Raw genomic sequence first — 16,383 nt, 5'->3', positions numbered from 1 at the left:
CATTCAGCCCCACAAAAACCAAATAAAACCTGTCTGCTCCGATCACAAGATCAAACTAGGGTCTGATCATCGCATTTGATCACGGCACTTTGTTTCCCGAAACCGCGCTTCCATCAATCGTCATATGGACCTTGTGCTCGAAAATGAGGACCTTGCCATTGTCCTTCACCTGCATGCGGTCGGCGAGAATATGTGTTGTACCATTTCGGATATCGACCGGCTCATCAGTTGTGATCTGTCCGCTCTTCAGATTAACATCCGCCGACCGCAGCACAGCATGCAACCCGTCATCCGTGGTTACGACAAAGTTCTTATCAAGTTGCAAACGCCCGTTTGCATTATCATAAAGACCCGATTCAGCCTCGACCTTCGCGGTTCCATTATCGCCTACCGGTAGCTCAGCCGCTATACCTTCCAGCGCGATTGTACCGCCGTTTTTTGCGTCCTGCGTCGCCTTTGCCGCTGTCATGGAATAGGGGCGGTTATCCTTTGTATAACCATTGAGATGCGGGCTGCTCATGACGAGCTTGCCGCTTTCGCCGCCCGTATTCAGATCGATCTTGATCGGTGCCGCAGGCGTTGCAAAGAACGTATACCAGGAAAACACGGCACCCACGATGACCGCTGCGACGGGCAGCGCAGTCTTGAGGACACGCACGCGCACCGAATGACGCTTTGCGGCGTGAAACAGTGCGTCAGCTTTCTGCGAGGCACCAAAGCGCGCACCGCTGTTGCTGCGCACGGGTGACGCTGCGGCGTGTATCGCATCATTATTGGTCGTATCGGCGGCCATGTGGTCCTTTGGTTCGCTGCTTTGCTATTCTCAATACGTCGCTCACCTCCTCCTTGAGAGAACGATGTCCTAAATCAATATGGTTTATTTGGGATAAATTACTCGCTTGCTCAAGTGAACAATCGCAGCGCAAAATACCGCACCCGTTCGCAAAACAGAGCGTTTTTATCGTATACTATTGATAATTCATAGTTATTTCTATTTAACTGAAACAGGTAGATCACTAATCAATTCTTCGATACCACAAACTAACACCCGCTTACAGTCTTGGCGAAAGCGTCTTTGAGCCGAAACCATGACGAATGTCGCTTGCCGCAGACCGACATTCGGGGCAAAAAGGCGCAACGCATACTTTTAAAGAGCATGGATGGACATAAATGGCCCAGGAAGCCGAAGCTTTGATCGAAAGACGAAGATTGCGTAGAAAGCTGACTGTCTGGCGCGCAGCCTTCCTGTTGCTTCTGGTAGCCCTTATCGCCGGCTTCGCAACATGGTCGATGCGCGGCGCCAATCTCAGCCAGCAGCATATCGCAAAGGTGCGCATCGAAGGCACAATTTTTGAGAATGAAGAGCTTCTCAAACGCCTTGACCGCATTGCCAAAAACGATGCCGTCAAGGGCGTGATCGTGGTCCTCGATTCGCCCGGCGGCACGACTGTCGGCGGCGAGACCATCTATGAAGCCATACGCAAGATCGCTGAAAAGAAGCCGGTCGTTACCCAGGTCGGAACCCTTGCAGCATCCGCAGGTTACATGATCGCCAGCGCGTCCGACCATATCGTGGCGCGCCAGACCTCCATCGTAGGCTCCATCGGTGTCCTGTTTCAATATCCCGATGTGTCGAAACTTCTCGATACAGTGGGTATCAAGGTCGAGACCATTAAGTCGACGCCGCTGAAAGCCGAACCCAATTATTTCAGCCCCGCCAGCGAAGAAGCCAAGGGCATGATCCGCAACATGATTATGGATTCCTATGCCTGGTTCGTCGATATCGTTGAAAAACGCCGCGGTTACAGCCACGATGAAGCGCTCGCACTTGCCAATGGCTCAATCTTTACCGGACGGCAGGCACTTGAAAAGAAGCTGATCGATGGCCTTGGCGGTGAGGATGAAGCCGTCGATTGGCTCAAAAGCAAGGGACTGTCCGACAAGCTTCCACGCATCGAATGGAAGCCGGTCAGCGAAGAAACAGGGTTTTCGCTGCGCGATCTTATCATTCATGCAGGCGCAAAACTGCTCGGCGTGCCTCAAAATGCCGAAGGTATCATCAATCAGATCGCCAAAGAGCGCATCTTCCTTGACGGACTTCTTTCGGTTTGGCACGTTGAGGGCAAGCCGGATACCAATCCGGCGAATTAATGCCCAGCCTTTCGGGATAAACAACAAACAAAGGTTTAAAACCGTGATCAAATCGGAACTCGTTCAGATTATCGCAAGCCGTAATCCGCATCTTTTCCAGCGCGATGTCGAAAATATCGTCGGTGCGGTTTTTGACGAGATCACCGATGCGCTGGCCGAGGGTAATCGCGTCGAGCTACGCGGTTTTGGCGCTTTTTCCGTCAAGAACCGTCCAGCGCGCAGCGGTCGCAACCCACGCACCGGCGAAACGGTTTCCGTGGAAGAAAAGTGGGTGCCTTTTTTCAAGACCGGCAAGGAGCTGCGCGACCGTCTCAATGGCGCCGCCTGATTACTGATCATGGTCGCAAAACGCGTTGCCACAATTGTCATTCTGGTGCCGGTCGCGGTCATCCTCATCGCGTTGTCAGTGGCAAATCGCGCGCCCGCCACGCTGACGATCGACCCGTTCAATCCCGGCAATCCAGCTCTTTCCTATAGCGCGCCATTTTTCATCTGGTTGTTCGGTGCGCTTCTGGCAGGCGTTCTGATCGGTTCCACTGTGACGTGGCTGACGCAGGGCAAGCACAGGCGCAAGGCCCGCAACAATCAAAAGGAAGCGCTCGAACTGCTTCAACGCGCGGAAGCGGCTGAAAAACGCAATCTGCCGCAAGGTTTATCTCATTCATAAACGTAATTTCTCTTTTGTTTCGACGCCAATTGGCCTACCTACAGCGCAAAAGCATCAGCGGAGTGTGTGGTGAAAGCGCCAAAGGGCAAAGGCAAAAAACAGGCTGGCGACAGGCAAGCGGCCCAGAAAGCAGGCAAGCAGGAACGTGGCTTTGAACGTCCGCGGCAGGATGCACCGTTCAAAAAACCGCGCCCACAATTCGCCAAAGCAGCCCCCCAAACACCGGAAGACAAGCCAGCTACCGCGCTGCGCGAGATAAAGCCCTATTCCGGCATGCGTCCAGCTGAAAAACTGCCTCTCATTCTCCAAACCGAGCCCACGACCGATTATGCATTGCTTGACAGCGGCAACGGCTTAAAACTCGAACAATACGGCCCTTATCGCATCATCCGCCCGGAAGGACAGGCGATCTGGCTGCCACATCTTCCGCAAGGCGAATGGGACAAGGCCGATGCCGTCTTCACCGGTAATACCGATGAGGAAGGCATGGGGCGCTGGGCGTTTCCTAAAATTCCGCTCGGTGAAACATGGCCGATGAGCCATGATGGCATTTATTTTCATGGCCGCTTTACATCTTTTCGCCATGTCGGCGTCTTCCCCGAACAGGCCGCGCATTGGTCCTATATGGACGCGCTCATTCGCGAAAACGTCAAGGCCGGTCGTCCGGTCAAGGTGCTCAATCTATTTGGCTATACCGGGCTTGCCTCGCTTGTAGCGGCACGTGCGGGTGCCGAAGTCACCCATGTGGATGCGTCCAAGAAGGCGATTGTCTGGGCGCGGGAAAATCAGGACATGGCCGAACTGTCGCAAAAGCCGATCCGCTGGATCTGCGAGGATGCCATGAAGTTCGTCGCCCGCGAGGAGCGACGCGGCAGTTTCTACGATATTATCCTGCTGGACCCGCCCGCCTATGGCCGTGGCCCGAATGGTGAGGTCTGGCAATTGTTCGAGCACCTGCCTGCCATGGTCGATACCTGCCGTTCGATTCTCACGCCAAAACCGCTGGCCGTCATTCTCACGGCCTATTCGATCCGCGCCTCGTTCTTCGCTATTCACGAACTGATGCGCGACCGTTTCACCGGGCTTGGCGGCACGGTCGAATCGGGCGAACTCATCCTGCGCGAGCGCTCCGGTGACAATGGTACCGGGCGCGCGCTTTCAACATCAATGTTCAGCCGCTGGGTAGCCAAATGAGCCGTAACGACGATTTTTCCAAAAGCGGTCATTCCAGAGCCGAACATTCAAAAGTTGGTCAGGTCAAGGAAGCCACAAGCCTTGCCAATCCAATCGTCAAGGATTTGCGCTCGCTGGCGCTGAAAAAATTCCGCGACCAGCAGGGCGTATTCCTGGCCGAAGGGCTGAAACTTGTCATCGATGCATTCGAGCAGGACTGGCGCATCAAGACGCTTGTTTTTGCCAAATCAGGCATGGGCAACAAGCTTGTCGAGCAGGTGGCGGCACGCACCTTCGCCAAGGGCGGACTGGTGCTCGAAGTCACCGAAAAAGTCATTGCCGCCATCACGCGGCGCGACAATCCGCAAGCTGTAGTTGGCGTTTTCGAGCAGCAATATCAGCCGCTTGCCCCATTGAAGCCCAGAGATAACGACGTCTATATCGCGCTTGATCGCGTACGCGATCCCGGCAATCTCGGCACCGTCATCCGCACGGCGGATGCGGTTGGCGCCAAGGGCGTGATCCTGATCGGCGACACCACCGATCCTTTTTCGCTCGAAACCGTGCGCGCCACCATGGGGTCGGTTTTCTCGGTGCCACTCTACAAGGTGAGCGAAGCCGAGTTTCTCAACTGGCGCAAGGGCTTTTCCGGACTGGTTGTCGGTACGCATCTAAAAGGTGCTGTCGATTACCGCACCATTCCCTATGCCAAAAAGCCGGTTGTGCTTTTGATGGGCAACGAGCAGCAGGGGCTGCCGGATGCGCTTGCCGAAACGTGCAGCAAGCTTGCACGCATTCCGCAAGCCGGACGTGCCGACTCGCTCAATCTCGCCATTGCCACCGGTGTCATGCTCTATGAAATCCGCCGCGAAGCTCTTGCACTCGATGAAAGAGGCTGATCCATGAAGCGTCATGCGGTTCTGTCTTCGCTTCTGATCGTCGTTCTTGCGGTATTGATCGATCAGGTCGTCAAATATTGGGTCGAAACAGGCATGGATTATGCCCAGCAGATCGACCTTTTTCCGTTTCTGGCGCTGTTTCGCACCCATAATGAAGGCATAGCCTTTTCGATGCTGGCAGGTCTTCACGACTGGGGGCTGATTGCCATCACCCTCGTGGTCATCGGCTTCGTGCTTTATCTGTGGTGGACCAATGCGCCGGACCGCGTACTTGCACGCTATGGTTTTGCGCTGGTGATCGGCGGCGCAATCGGTAATCTCATTGACCGCGTCATGCATGGTTATGTGGTGGATTACGTGCTGTTTCATCTGCCGACATGGTCGTTTGCCGTGTTCAATCTGGCCGATGTCTTTATTACCTTGGGCGCGGGTCTGATTATTCTGGAAGAATTTTTAGGCTGGCGACGCGAACGCGCGGCGCGCTGATAATCGAAGTCATGTCCACAGATCGCTTGATCGCCGCTCACCTTTCACATAACCTTCACATGTGGATTTACAATATTTTTTAAAGGGATAGCACCGCCCACCCGAAATGACACATTGGTGACATGCTTCTGTCATGCTCACGTAGCACAAAATCTTTAGGACGCTGGCATCGCGCGGTTGAATTCCGCGCTGTAAGCGCACGGAGGAGAGAACGGATTTCCCTGTGTTTTTGAGACACAAGCCGTTCAGCAATGCGTGACTAGACAAATCAGGAGCGAATCATCATGACAGTACTGCTTGGAATGGGCCAGCAAATCATTGATGATACGATCATGTCAGGTTTAGAAGCACCACAGACCCTGTTTTCTCCCACCGATGGGCCGATTGTTCTCGGACGCATCGGCGCGCTGGAAGTTCGCCTTGCCAATTCACGCGAGGCAATCGAGGCGGCGCAGGACCTTCGTTTCCGCGTATTTTTTGAAGAGATGGGCGCGCGCAAGGAGACCATTGAAGAGGTGGAAACCCGCGATGCCGACCGTTTCGACGCGATTTGCGATCATCTGCTGGTCTATGACACTGCGTTACCAGTTCCCGAGCACCAACAGATCGTCGGCACCTATCGCCTGATGCGCAGCGAGCAGGCCGAAAAGGCGCACGGCTTTTATTCAGCTGATGAATATGATGTGCAGCGGCTGGCACTGTCGCGCCCTACCCTTCGTCTTCTCGAACTGGGCCGATCCTGTGTTAAGGCCGAATACCGATCAAAGCGCACGGTCGAGCTTTTATGGCAGGGCGCATGGGCCTATTGTCGCCGTCATTCCATCGATGTGATGTTCGGCTGCGCCTCGTTCCACGGTGCGGTTCCGGCAGCGCACGCGCTCGGCCTGTCCTTCCTTTATCAGAATTGCCGTGCCACGCCCGACTGGGATGTACGCGCACTGCCGCATCGCTATCAGCCGATGGACCTGATGCCGAAGGAAGCCATCAACAACAAGGTGGCATTGTTCTCGATGCCGCCACTGGTGAAAGGCTATCTTCGCCTTGGCGCGATGATCGGCGATGGTGCTGTCATCGATGAGGCTTTCGGCACCACGGATGTGTTCATCATCCTGCCAATCGAGCGTATTTCGAGCCGTTACATCACCTATTACGGCGCGGAAGCAAATCGTTTCATGAAATAAAAAAGGCGAAGATTTCGCTTCGCCCTTTTGTTTTATGAGCGACCAGCCAGTGATTTCAGCTTGTAGATAAGATCAAGCGCTTCACGCGGGGTCAGCTCATCCGGGCTGATTTCGGCAACCGCTTTGGACAAGACATTGTCCGTGGCCGCGGCTTTCGCTTTTGGTTGCTCCTGTTTCAGCACCACCGAAAACAGCGGCAGATCGTCGATCAGCTTGTCGGCCTTGCCCGATGTCTCGCCAGCCTCCAACTGATGCAGCACGTCACGAGCGCGATTGACCACCGCTTCCGGCAGTCCGGCCAGACGTGCAACCTGTACGCCATAGGACCGGTCCGCGGCCCCCTTGGCCACTTCATGCAGGAAGACGACATCATTGTCCCATTCCTTCACCCGCATGGTAACGTTGGAAAGCCGCTTGAGCTTTTCCGACAAAGCCGTCATTTCATGGAAATGCGTTGCGAACAATGCGCGGCAGCGGTTTTTCTCATGCAGATATTCAACCGCCGCCCAGGCAATCGACAACCCGTCGAAGGTCGCTGTGCCTCGCCCGATCTCATCGAGTATAACCAACGAACGCTCGCCCGCCTGATTGAGGATTGCCGCAGTCTCCACCATCTCAACCATGAAGGTCGAGCGCCCGCGTGCCAGATCATCGGATGCGCCGACGCGGCTGAAGAGTCGATCGACCACGCCGATATGAGCTGACCCAGCAGGCACGAAAGACCCCATCTGGGCCAGAATGGCAATGAGCGCATTCTGGCGCAGGAAAGTCGATTTACCGCCCATATTGGGGCCAGTTAGAAGCCAGATCGCGCCATCGCCGTTGTCCTCGGTAGGCGAAAGATCACAATCATTGGCAACGAACGGATTGGCCGCCTGACGGCGCAAGGCCTGCTCGACCACCGCATGTCGACCGGCCACGATGTTGAACGACAGGCTGTCATCGACCTGCGGACGGCAATAGCCCTGTTCTTCCGCAAGCGTGGAAAGCGCTGCCGAAACATCAAACATCGCAAGGGCAGCACTTGCTGCACGAATACGATCGGCATGGCTTACGGATTCAGCCGTCAATTCCTCAAAAATCGCAAGCTCGATGGACAGCGCGCGGTCGGCGGCGTTGGCGATCTTGCTTTCGAGTTCCGCGAGTTCCGTGGTCGTGAAGCGCATGGCATTGGCCATGGTCTGACGATGGATAAAGCGCCCCTTGGCTGCATCCGTATCAGTCATGGCGCCTGAATTGTTGGCCGTCACCTCAATGAAATAGCCAAGCACATTGTTATGCTTGATTTTCAGCGACTTGATGCCGGTTTCCTCGATATAATCGGCCTGCAAACCAGCAATCACGCGGCGAGACTGATCGCGAAGCGCGCGCATTTCATCGAGTTCATCATTATAGCCCGCACGCACGAAACCGCCGTCTCGTTTTAAAAGCGGTAATTCATCGGCAAGCGCCCGGTCGAGATGGGCAGAAAACACTGCTGGCATGGCGGCAAGCGCATCACACGAATGGGCCAGTTCGTCCGGCATAAACGCGCCTTCGAGCAGCGAGACGATTGATCCTGCGGCTTCAAAGCCACGCGCCAGAGCCCCCAGATCACGCGGGCCACCGCGCCCGACCGCAAGGCGCGACAATGCACGCGGCATGTCGGGCACGCCTTTCAACTCGACCCGCAAGCCCTCGCACAGCGCCTGTTCGCTCAAAAGCCATGACACTGAATCAAGCCGCAGCGCAATCTCACGGGGATCAGTCAGGGGCGCGGTCAGCCGCTCGGCCAGAAGCCTCGCCCCACCACCCGTCACCGTGCGGTCAATGGCTTTAAGCAAACTTCCGTCGCGATTGCCCGATATGGTACGCACCAGTTCGAGACTGGCGCGTGTTGCCGGATCGATAAAAATCGTTCCCCCTTCATGCTCGCGCTCGGGCCGCATCAAGGGCGGGCGTTCGGCAATCTGCGTCTTTTCGATATAGGCTATGGCACCGGAAATGGCGGAGAGTTCAACCCGGCTGAACTGCCCGAAACCATCGAGCGTTGCCACATCATAATAACGCTGGATGCGGCCCCCTGCTGCCGCACTGTCGAACAGCGTTGCGGGCTGAGGCGAGACGGCCTTGCCGACCAGATCAAACGTGGGGCGCAGTTCCTCATCATGAAAAGCCGTGTCGGCCACCACCAATTCCCGTGGATCGACGCGCATGATATCCGCATAGAGCCGCTCCGGTGTGGTCTCTGAGACGCGGAATGTACCCGTTGAAATATCAATCCACGAAAGCGCCAGGGCATTGTCGCCCTTGGTGCGGCCCAGCGCCATCAGGTAATTGGACTGCGAAGGATCGAGCAGCTTTTCTTCCGTCAAGGTGCCGGGCGTCACGAGACGGATCACATCACGGCGAACCACCGATTTCGCACCGCGCTTTCTCGCCTCCGCCGGGTCTTCCACCTGTTCGCAGACCGCCACACGATAACCCTTGGCAATCAGCTTTTGCAGATAGTCGTCAGATGCATGCACCGGCACGCCGCACATGGGGATGTCTTCGCCCAGATGCTTACCGCGCTTGGTCAATGTGATGCCAAGTGCGCGCGATGCCTCAACCGCATCATCGAAAAACAGCTCGTAAAAATCGCCCATACGATAGAAAAGCAGCGAATCGACATTCGCAGCTTTGATCTCAATATATTGCTCCATCATGGGCGTGAGGCGAACAGCCGTATCCTGCACGGGTTTTTCCCCTGCTTCCAATTGCCCCTCACCGACCTTCGCTTCCATGCAAAACCTTCATTTCTTGCGATTTAAATCCATTTAAAGACATGATTGTATAAAATGCACGCCGTTTGGGATCAAATCTATTCCACATGCGCTGTTTACACTCAAAGCCTCTGGCGGTATCGAATGCGACCCGCACATTATTTCGGAGCGAACATGACAGTCTCACAGCCGAAGGGCAACACATCAGAACGCGCACCCACAGCCAGTGAGAAGGAAGCCCTCGACTTTCACGCGCAGGGCCGCCCCGGCAAGCTGGAAATCAGCCCAACCAAGCCAATGACCACGCAACGCGACCTGTCGCTGGCCTATTCTCCCGGTGTTGCGGTTCCGGTCAAGGCCATCGCCGAAGACCCCAACCTTGCCTATGATTATACCGCCAAGGGCAATCTGGTCGCCGTCATTTCCAATGGAACGGCAATTCTGGGCCTCGGAAATCTCGGTGCGCTCGCCTCCAAGCCGGTGATGGAAGGCAAGGCGGTGCTGTTCAAGCGCTTTGCCGATATCGACGCCATCGACCTTGAAGTTGACACCACCGACATCGATGCCTTTATCAATTCCGTACGCTATCTCGGACCTTCCTTCGGCGGCATCAACCTCGAAGACATCAAGGCACCTGATTGCTTCATCATCGAGCAACGCCTGCGCGAAATGATGGATATTCCGGTTTTCCACGATGATCAGCACGGAACGGCGATCATTGCGGCAGCCGGCATGATCAATGCGCTCCATATGACCGGACGCGACATCAAGACGACAAAGCTCGTCTGCAATGGCGCGGGTTCTGCCGGTATCGCCTGTATCGAACTCATCAAGGCCATCGGTTTCCCGTCCGAAAACGTGACACTTTGCGACACCAAAGGCGTCGTCTATCAGGGCCGCGAAGAAGGCATGAACCAGTGGAAATCTGCGCATGCCATCAAGACCTCGAAACGCTCGCTTGCTGACGCGCTCAAGGACGCCGATATTTTCTTCGGCGTTTCGGCAAAGGGTGCGCTGACCAAGGAGATGGTTGCCTCCATGGCGCCCAATCCGATCATTTTCGCCATGGCCAATCCCGACCCTGAAATCACGCCGGAAGAAGTGGCGGAGGTGCGCGATGACGCCATTGTTGCAACCGGGCGTTCGGATTATCCGAACCAGGTCAACAATGTGCTGGGCTTCCCCTATATTTTCCGTGGTGCACTCGACGTGCGCGCAACCACCATCAATGACGATATGAAGATCGCCGCCGTCCACGCTATTGCGGAACTGGCACGTGAAGACGTGCCGGATGAAGTGGTTGCAGCCTATCAGGGAGGGCGTCCGCGCTTCGGCCCGCAATATATCATTCCCGTACCTTTCGATCCGCGGCTGCTTGCAACCGTCTCGGCGGCTGTCGCCAAGGCGGCCATTGAAACCGGCGTTGCAAAACACGTTATCGAGGATATCGAAGGCTACAAGCAGGAACTTTTGGCACGCCGCGACCCCATAGCCGCCACGCTGCGCAGCATTTACGGGCGTGTGCGCCGGCAGCCAAAGCGCATCGTCTTTGCTGAAGGCGAAGAAGAGCAGGTCATGCGCGCAGCCGTTTCCTACGTCAATCAAGGGCTGGGAACCGCCATTCTGGTCGGGCGCGAGGATGCCGTCAAGGAAACCGCGCAGGTCGCCGGGGTCGACCTTGACCGTCCGGGCATCGAGATCATCAATGCGCGGCTTTCAAGCCGCAATGCAGCCTATGCCGACTATCTTTATGAAAAGCTGCAACGCAAAGGTTACCTGACCCGCGATTGCCATCGCCTGATCAACAATGACCGCAATCATTTTGCCGCCTGCATGGTGGCGCTGGGGGATGCCGACGGCATGGTCACCGGCCTCACGCGCAATTATGCCACCGGCCTTGATGACGTGCGGCGTGTGATCGATTCAAAACCCGGTCATCGCGTGGTAGGCGTATCGATTGCGCTTTGCCGTGGACGCACTGTCTTTATCGCTGATACGGCGGTGCATGAAAAGCCATCTGCCGAGGAACTGGCGGATATCGCAGTCGAGGCCGCCAGCATGGCGCGCCGCATGGGCTATGTGCCGCGTGTAGCGCTCACCGCCTTTTCAACCTTCGGCCATATGGGCGGCGAAAGTGCGGCCCGCGTTCAGGAAGCCGTGCGCATTCTGACTGCCCGTCATGTCGATTTCGAATTCGATGGCGAGATGAGTGCCGATGTGGCGCTCAATCCCAAGCTGATGGAACGATATCCGTTCATCCGTCTGTCGGGTCCGGCCAATGTAATCGTCACCCCCGACAATCATTCGGCCTCAATTGCCGCCGATATGCTTCAGGAACTGGGCGGCGCCACCATCATTGGTCCATTGCTGGTGGGACTGGACCGTCCGGCACAGATCGTAACGATCGGCGCAAAAGACAGCGATATCGTCAACATGGCAGTGATCGCTGCCTATAATGCGACGAATTGATCAACACTTTAATGACCGTCAGAAAGGTCGGGCTTTTCGCCCGGCCTTTTGTTTTGGATGTTCATGGCGTGCAAAAGCCGCTATAGGGAGATAATCCACTCGATCCCTTCCCGATCTCGAACCGGACATTATAGCCGTATGCGCGCCCATGACCTGAAGCTGGATGAAATCGTCAATCCCGAGACGCTGCGCCGCAAGATCAATGAACTGGCGGATTCCACTGAAGAAAACTATTCCAGCGCTTCCGTGCGCAAGGTGGTTTTGCAGGCACTCAAAGACGCGCTGATCCGCGGGCGCAACAATGTTGAAAATATGCTGCGCAAGGACGGCGGCGGCACGCTCTGCGCGAGACGCCTTTCCTGGCTCATGGACACGCTGATTTCAGCGCTGTACGAGTTTACATCGACAAAAGTCTATCCAACCGTCAATCCGTCAAAGGCCGAGAACATGGCCATCGTCGCCGTTGGTGGTTATGGACGCGGGGGACTTGCTCCCGGCTCCGATATCGATCTCTTGTTTTTGCTTCCCTATAAGCAGACGCCATGGGGCGAGCAGGTCGCCGAATATATGCTCTATATGCTTTGGGATATGGGGCTGAAGGTTGGGCATGCTACGCGCAACGTCGATGAATGCATGCGCCTGTCGCGCGAAGACATGACCATCCGCACTTCCATTCTCGACGCGCGTTATCTCACGGGCAATCGCGATCTTTTCAATACTCTCATTACCCGCTTCGATGAAGAAGTCGTCAAGGATACCGGACCTGAATTCATTCAGGCCAAGCTTGCCGAGCGTGATGCGCGCCATCGCAAGGCGGGCGAAACGCGCTATCTGGTTGAGCCCAACGTCAAGGAAGGCAAGGGCGGTCAGCGCGATCTGCACACGCTGTTCTGGATCTCCAAATATTTCTACCGCGTCAAATCCAAGGAAGAGATGGTCAAGCGTGGGGTTCTATCGCGCACCGAACTCCGCCTCTTCAACAAGGCTGAGGATTTTCTCTGGGCGGTGCGTTGCCATATGCATTTTGCAACGCTGAAGGCCGAAGAACGCCTGTCCTTCGATATCCAGCCAGAGATCGCCGAGCGGCTCGGCTATACCGCGCATCCGGGCCAGAACTACGTCGAACGCTTCATGAAGCACTATTTTCTGGTCGCCAAGGATGTGGGCGATCTCACCCGCATTCTCTGCGCGGCACTCGAAGAACAGCAGGCCAAGCATGTGCCGGGCTTCAACCGCATTTTCCTCACCTTTTCACGGCGCAAGCGCAAGCTCTCACAGAGCGGCGAATTTATCGATGACAATCACCGCATCAACATTGCAACGCCGGACGTGTTTCGCGACGATCCCGTCAACATCATCCGCATTTTCCATCTGGCTGACAAAAACGGTCTGGAATTCCACCCCGATGCGATGCAGAGCCTCACGCGCTCGCTGAAACTCATCAATGCGGAACTACGCGAGAACCCGGAAGCCAACCGGCTGTTTCTCGACATCTTGACCTCGCCGCGCAATCCCCAACTCATCCTGCGCCGCATGAATGAATCGGGCGTTCTGGGCAAGTTCATCCCGGATTTCGGCAAGATCGTCGCCATGATGCAGTTCAACATGTATCATCACTATACGGTCGACGAGCATCTGTTGCGCTGCATCGCCGTTTTATCAGAAATCGAGCATGGCGAATTGCAAAGCGAGCATCCGCTTTCCAATCATTTGATGTCCACCACCAAGCGCGACCGCCATCTGCTTTATGTGGCGCTTCTGCTGCATGATATTGCCAAGGGGCGCCCGGAGGACCATTCCATTGCAGGTGCGCGCATTGCCCGAAAACTATGCCCGCGTTTTGGCCTTTCGCCTGCCGAGACCGAAACCGTCGAATGGCTGGTGCGCGAGCATCTCACCATGAGCATGGTGGCGCAGTCCCGCGATCTCAACGACCGCAAGACGATCATCGACTTTGCCGACACCGTGCAAACCATGGAGCGGCTGAAACTCCTGTTGATCCTCACCGTCTGCGACATCAAGGGAGTGGGCCCGGGTGTGTGGAACGGCTGGAAGGGACAGCTCTTACGCACGCTTTTCTATGAAACCGAACTGGTGCTGACCGGCGGCTTTTCGGAATTGCCGCGCACCGAACGCGACCGGCAGGGCCGCGAAGCACTGGCCGAAAAAATCTCTGACTGGCCCAAGGCCGAGCGCGAAGCCTATCTGGGCCTCCTTTACACCAATTATTTCTTGACGGTGAGCCTCGATGATCAGGTGCGTCACGCCAATTTCATTCGCGAGGCCGACCAGAAGGGCCGTGCGCTTGCAACCATGGCCAAGCCGCATACATTCGAGGCTGTCACCGAAATCACCGTGCTTGCCCCCGACCATCCGCGTCTTTTGTCGATTATTACCGGCGCTTGTGCGGCAGCAGGGGCCAACATCGTCGATGCGCAGATTTTCACCACCGGCGACGGGCGCGCGCTCGACACCATTCTCATCAACCGCGAATTCGACACCGACGAGGATGAGCGCCGCCGCGCCGAACGCGTCGGCAAGGTGATTGAGGATGTGCTGGCGGGAAAGGCGCATATGCCCGATGTTCTAGCCAAGCGCACCAAGCCCAAAAGAGCCACAAAAGCCTTCAGTGTCGAGCCGCGCGTCGAGATCAACAACACGCTTTCGAACAAATTCACCGTGATCGAAGTGGAAGGTCTTGACCGGCCCGGGCTTTTGTCGGAACTAACCGGCCTTATTTCCGACCTTTCGCTGGATATTGCTTCGGCACATATCACCACTTTTGGCGAAAAGGTCATCGACAGTTTTTATGTAACCGACCTCGTCGGCCACAAAGTATCAAACGCCACCCGCCAGAACGCTATCAGGCGCAAGCTTCTCGCATTGCTCGACGCGAATGGCACAAAGCGGGCGGCAGCATAGGCCCAAGCATAGGCATTGATATGAGTCTCGTTAAAAAGTTCGCGACCGTCGCATCCGGCACGCTGATGAGCCGCATTTTCGGCTTCACGCGCGAAATGTTCATGGCGGCAGCCCTTGGCACTGGGCCCGTAGCCGATGCCTTCAACGCGGCTTTCCGCTTTCCCAATACGTTTCGTCGCCTGTTTGCCGAAGGCGCGTTCAATTCGGCTTTTGTGCCGCTTTTTGCCAAAGAGATCGAAAACAACGGCATTGATGGCGCACACCGCTTTTCCGAAGAAGTTTTTGGCGTGCTGTTTAGCGTGCTTCTGGTCATCACCATCGTGATGGAACTCTCGATGCCGTTTCTGGTGCGCACGATCATAGCACCCGGTTTTAGCGACGACCCGACCAAGTTCGACAACACCGTGCGGCTTGCCACGATCATGTTCCCCTATCTCGCGTGCATGTCGCTGGCGGCTATGATGGGCGGTATGCTCAATTCCCTGCATCGTTATTTTGCAGCCGCCATTGCGCCGGTCTTTCTCAACATCATCCTGATCGGCGTTCTCGCCTATGCCTGGATGAATGGGCATGACGCGCTCACCGTCGGCTATGGGCTATCCTGGGGCGTAATGGCCGCGGGCATCGTGCAACTGGTGATTGTGTGGGTCGCGGTGCGCAATGCGGGCATAAAAATCGGCTTTCGCAGACCGCGCCTCACTCCTAATGTCAAGCGGCTTTTGGTGCTGGCTCTGCCTGCCGCCATCACAGGCGGCATCACCCAGATCAACCTTTTGATCAACACCAATATCGCATCAGGCATGGAAGGAGCGGTTTCGTCGCTGGTTTATGCCGACCGTATCTACCAGTTGCCTCTTGGTGTCGTCGGCATTGCAGTGGCAACCGTGCTTTTGCCCGAATTGTCGCGTGCGCTTCGTGCAGGCCACATGAACGAGGCCTCCAACCTGCAAAACCGCTCGGTCGAATTCACGCTGTTCTTGACGCTGCCTGCTGCCGCCGCACTCCTTGTCATGTCGGAACCCATCGTGCGGCTTTTGTTCGAGCGCGGACAGTTTGATTGGCAATCGACGCTTACCGTCTCTTCCATCCTCGCAATCTATGGGCTTGGCCTGCCAGCCTTCGTGCTGATCAAAGCGTTCATTCCCGGCTTTTTTGCGCGCGAAGATACACGTACGCCGATGATTTTCGCGGGCATCTCCGTTGTGGTCAATATTTCGCTGGCGCTGACGCTGTTTCCACGTATGGGGCCATCGGGCATAGCCATTGCCGAGATCATCGCAGGCTGGGTCAATGCTGGCCTTTTGTTTGCCACTTTGGTGCGGCGCGGGCACTGGGGACAGGATGCACCGTTGGTAAAACGCGTCCCGCGCCTGATGATTGCAGCAGCAATCATGGCGGTCAGCATTCATTATGCCATCGGTTATTTCCACAATGCCCTTTCCTCGGCGGCACCGCTTGTTGTGCAGGCGTCGACGGTCGGTGCCATTGTCGCGGCTGCCATGTTCATCTATTTCGCGCTGGCCTTTGCGCTGGGCGGTGCCAACATGGCGATGATCCGGCGCAATGTGAAACGAGGCGGCAAAAAAACACCATCCGACGATGCGCAATAATTGCGCTTGAAAGCAGTCAGAGCGTCTGCGAAAACACGCGCATTCAAAATCCCTTCGCTCTCCACCGGCGAAGGCCATTTA

The 16,383-nt window shown here is 56.0% G+C and carries 12 protein-coding genes; 10 read left to right on the top strand and 2 right to left on the bottom strand.

Annotated features, from left to right (window positions below; genetic code table 11):
• Positions 1 to 79: 79 nt before the first annotated feature.
• Complete coding sequence (gene lptC, locus AAIB41_RS10730) at positions 80 to 793, bottom strand: LPS export ABC transporter periplasmic protein LptC (RefSeq protein WP_343313358.1); 714 nt, start codon at positions 791 to 793, stop codon at positions 80 to 82.
• 377 nt (positions 794 to 1,170) lie between these two features.
• On the opposite strand from lptC, the gene sppA reads away from it, so the two are divergent.
• From sppA to AAIB41_RS10695, 7 genes are all read left to right on the top strand, one after another.
• Complete coding sequence (gene sppA, locus AAIB41_RS10725) at positions 1,171 to 2,151, top strand: signal peptide peptidase SppA (RefSeq protein WP_343313357.1); 981 nt, start codon at positions 1,171 to 1,173, stop codon at positions 2,149 to 2,151.
• 43 nt (positions 2,152 to 2,194) lie between these two features.
• Positions 2,195 to 2,479, top strand: coding sequence for an integration host factor subunit beta (locus AAIB41_RS10720; RefSeq protein WP_343313356.1), 285 nt, complete (start codon positions 2,195 to 2,197; stop codon positions 2,477 to 2,479).
• A gap of 9 nt (positions 2,480 to 2,488) precedes the next feature.
• Positions 2,489 to 2,818, top strand: coding sequence for a LapA family protein (locus AAIB41_RS10715; protein ID WP_343313355.1), 330 nt, complete (start codon positions 2,489 to 2,491; stop codon positions 2,816 to 2,818).
• 69 nt (positions 2,819 to 2,887) lie between these two features.
• Positions 2,888 to 4,012 (top strand): class I SAM-dependent methyltransferase, encoded by a 1,125-nt coding sequence (locus tag AAIB41_RS10710; RefSeq protein WP_343313354.1) that lies wholly within the window; start codon positions 2,888 to 2,890, stop codon positions 4,010 to 4,012.
• On the top strand, positions 4,009 to 4,890 hold the full coding sequence (locus AAIB41_RS10705; protein WP_343313353.1) for an RNA methyltransferase: 882 nt from the start codon (positions 4,009 to 4,011) through the stop codon (positions 4,888 to 4,890). The genes AAIB41_RS10710 and AAIB41_RS10705 overlap by 4 nt, the downstream gene beginning before the upstream one ends.
• A 3-nt stretch (positions 4,891 to 4,893) precedes the next feature.
• Entirely contained in the window at positions 4,894 to 5,376 is a 483-nt protein-coding gene (lspA, locus tag AAIB41_RS10700; RefSeq protein WP_343313352.1) for a signal peptidase II, read from the top strand.
• Positions 5,377 to 5,660: 284 nt separating this feature from the next.
• Entirely contained in the window at positions 5,661 to 6,557 is an 897-nt protein-coding gene (locus AAIB41_RS10695) for a GNAT family N-acetyltransferase (protein ID WP_343313351.1), read from the top strand.
• A gap of 32 nt (positions 6,558 to 6,589) precedes the next feature.
• On the opposite strand, the gene mutS is transcribed toward AAIB41_RS10695, so the two are convergent.
• Positions 6,590 to 9,322, bottom strand: a complete 2,733-nt coding sequence (gene mutS / locus AAIB41_RS10690) for a DNA mismatch repair protein MutS (protein WP_343313350.1) — start codon at positions 9,320 to 9,322, stop codon at positions 6,590 to 6,592.
• 153 nt (positions 9,323 to 9,475) lie between these two features.
• On the opposite strand from mutS, the gene AAIB41_RS10685 reads away from it, so the two are divergent.
• From AAIB41_RS10685 to murJ, 3 genes are all read left to right on the top strand, one after another.
• Positions 9,476 to 11,770: an NADP-dependent malic enzyme gene (locus AAIB41_RS10685; protein WP_343313349.1), complete on the top strand. Its 2,295-nt coding sequence runs from the start codon at positions 9,476 to 9,478 to the stop codon at positions 11,768 to 11,770.
• 138 nt (positions 11,771 to 11,908) lie between these two features.
• Positions 11,909 to 14,692 carry a [protein-PII] uridylyltransferase gene (locus AAIB41_RS10680; RefSeq protein ID WP_343313348.1) on the top strand — a complete coding sequence of 928 codons (2,784 nt, stop codon included), beginning with the start codon at positions 11,909 to 11,911 and terminating at the stop codon, positions 14,690 to 14,692.
• Between the two features lie 20 nt (positions 14,693 to 14,712).
• Complete coding sequence (gene murJ, locus AAIB41_RS10675) at positions 14,713 to 16,302, top strand: murein biosynthesis integral membrane protein MurJ (protein WP_343313347.1); 1,590 nt, start codon at positions 14,713 to 14,715, stop codon at positions 16,300 to 16,302.
• The last annotated feature ends 81 nt before the right edge of the window (positions 16,303 to 16,383 follow it).

Origin of the sequence: Brucella sp. BE17, assembly GCF_039545455.1 — a bacterium.
In the GTDB taxonomy this organism is placed as follows: Bacteria; Pseudomonadota; Alphaproteobacteria; order Rhizobiales; family Rhizobiaceae; genus Brucella.
The sequence above is the reverse complement of the archived record's forward strand: the minus strand, read 5'-3'. Positions and strand labels throughout refer to the sequence as shown.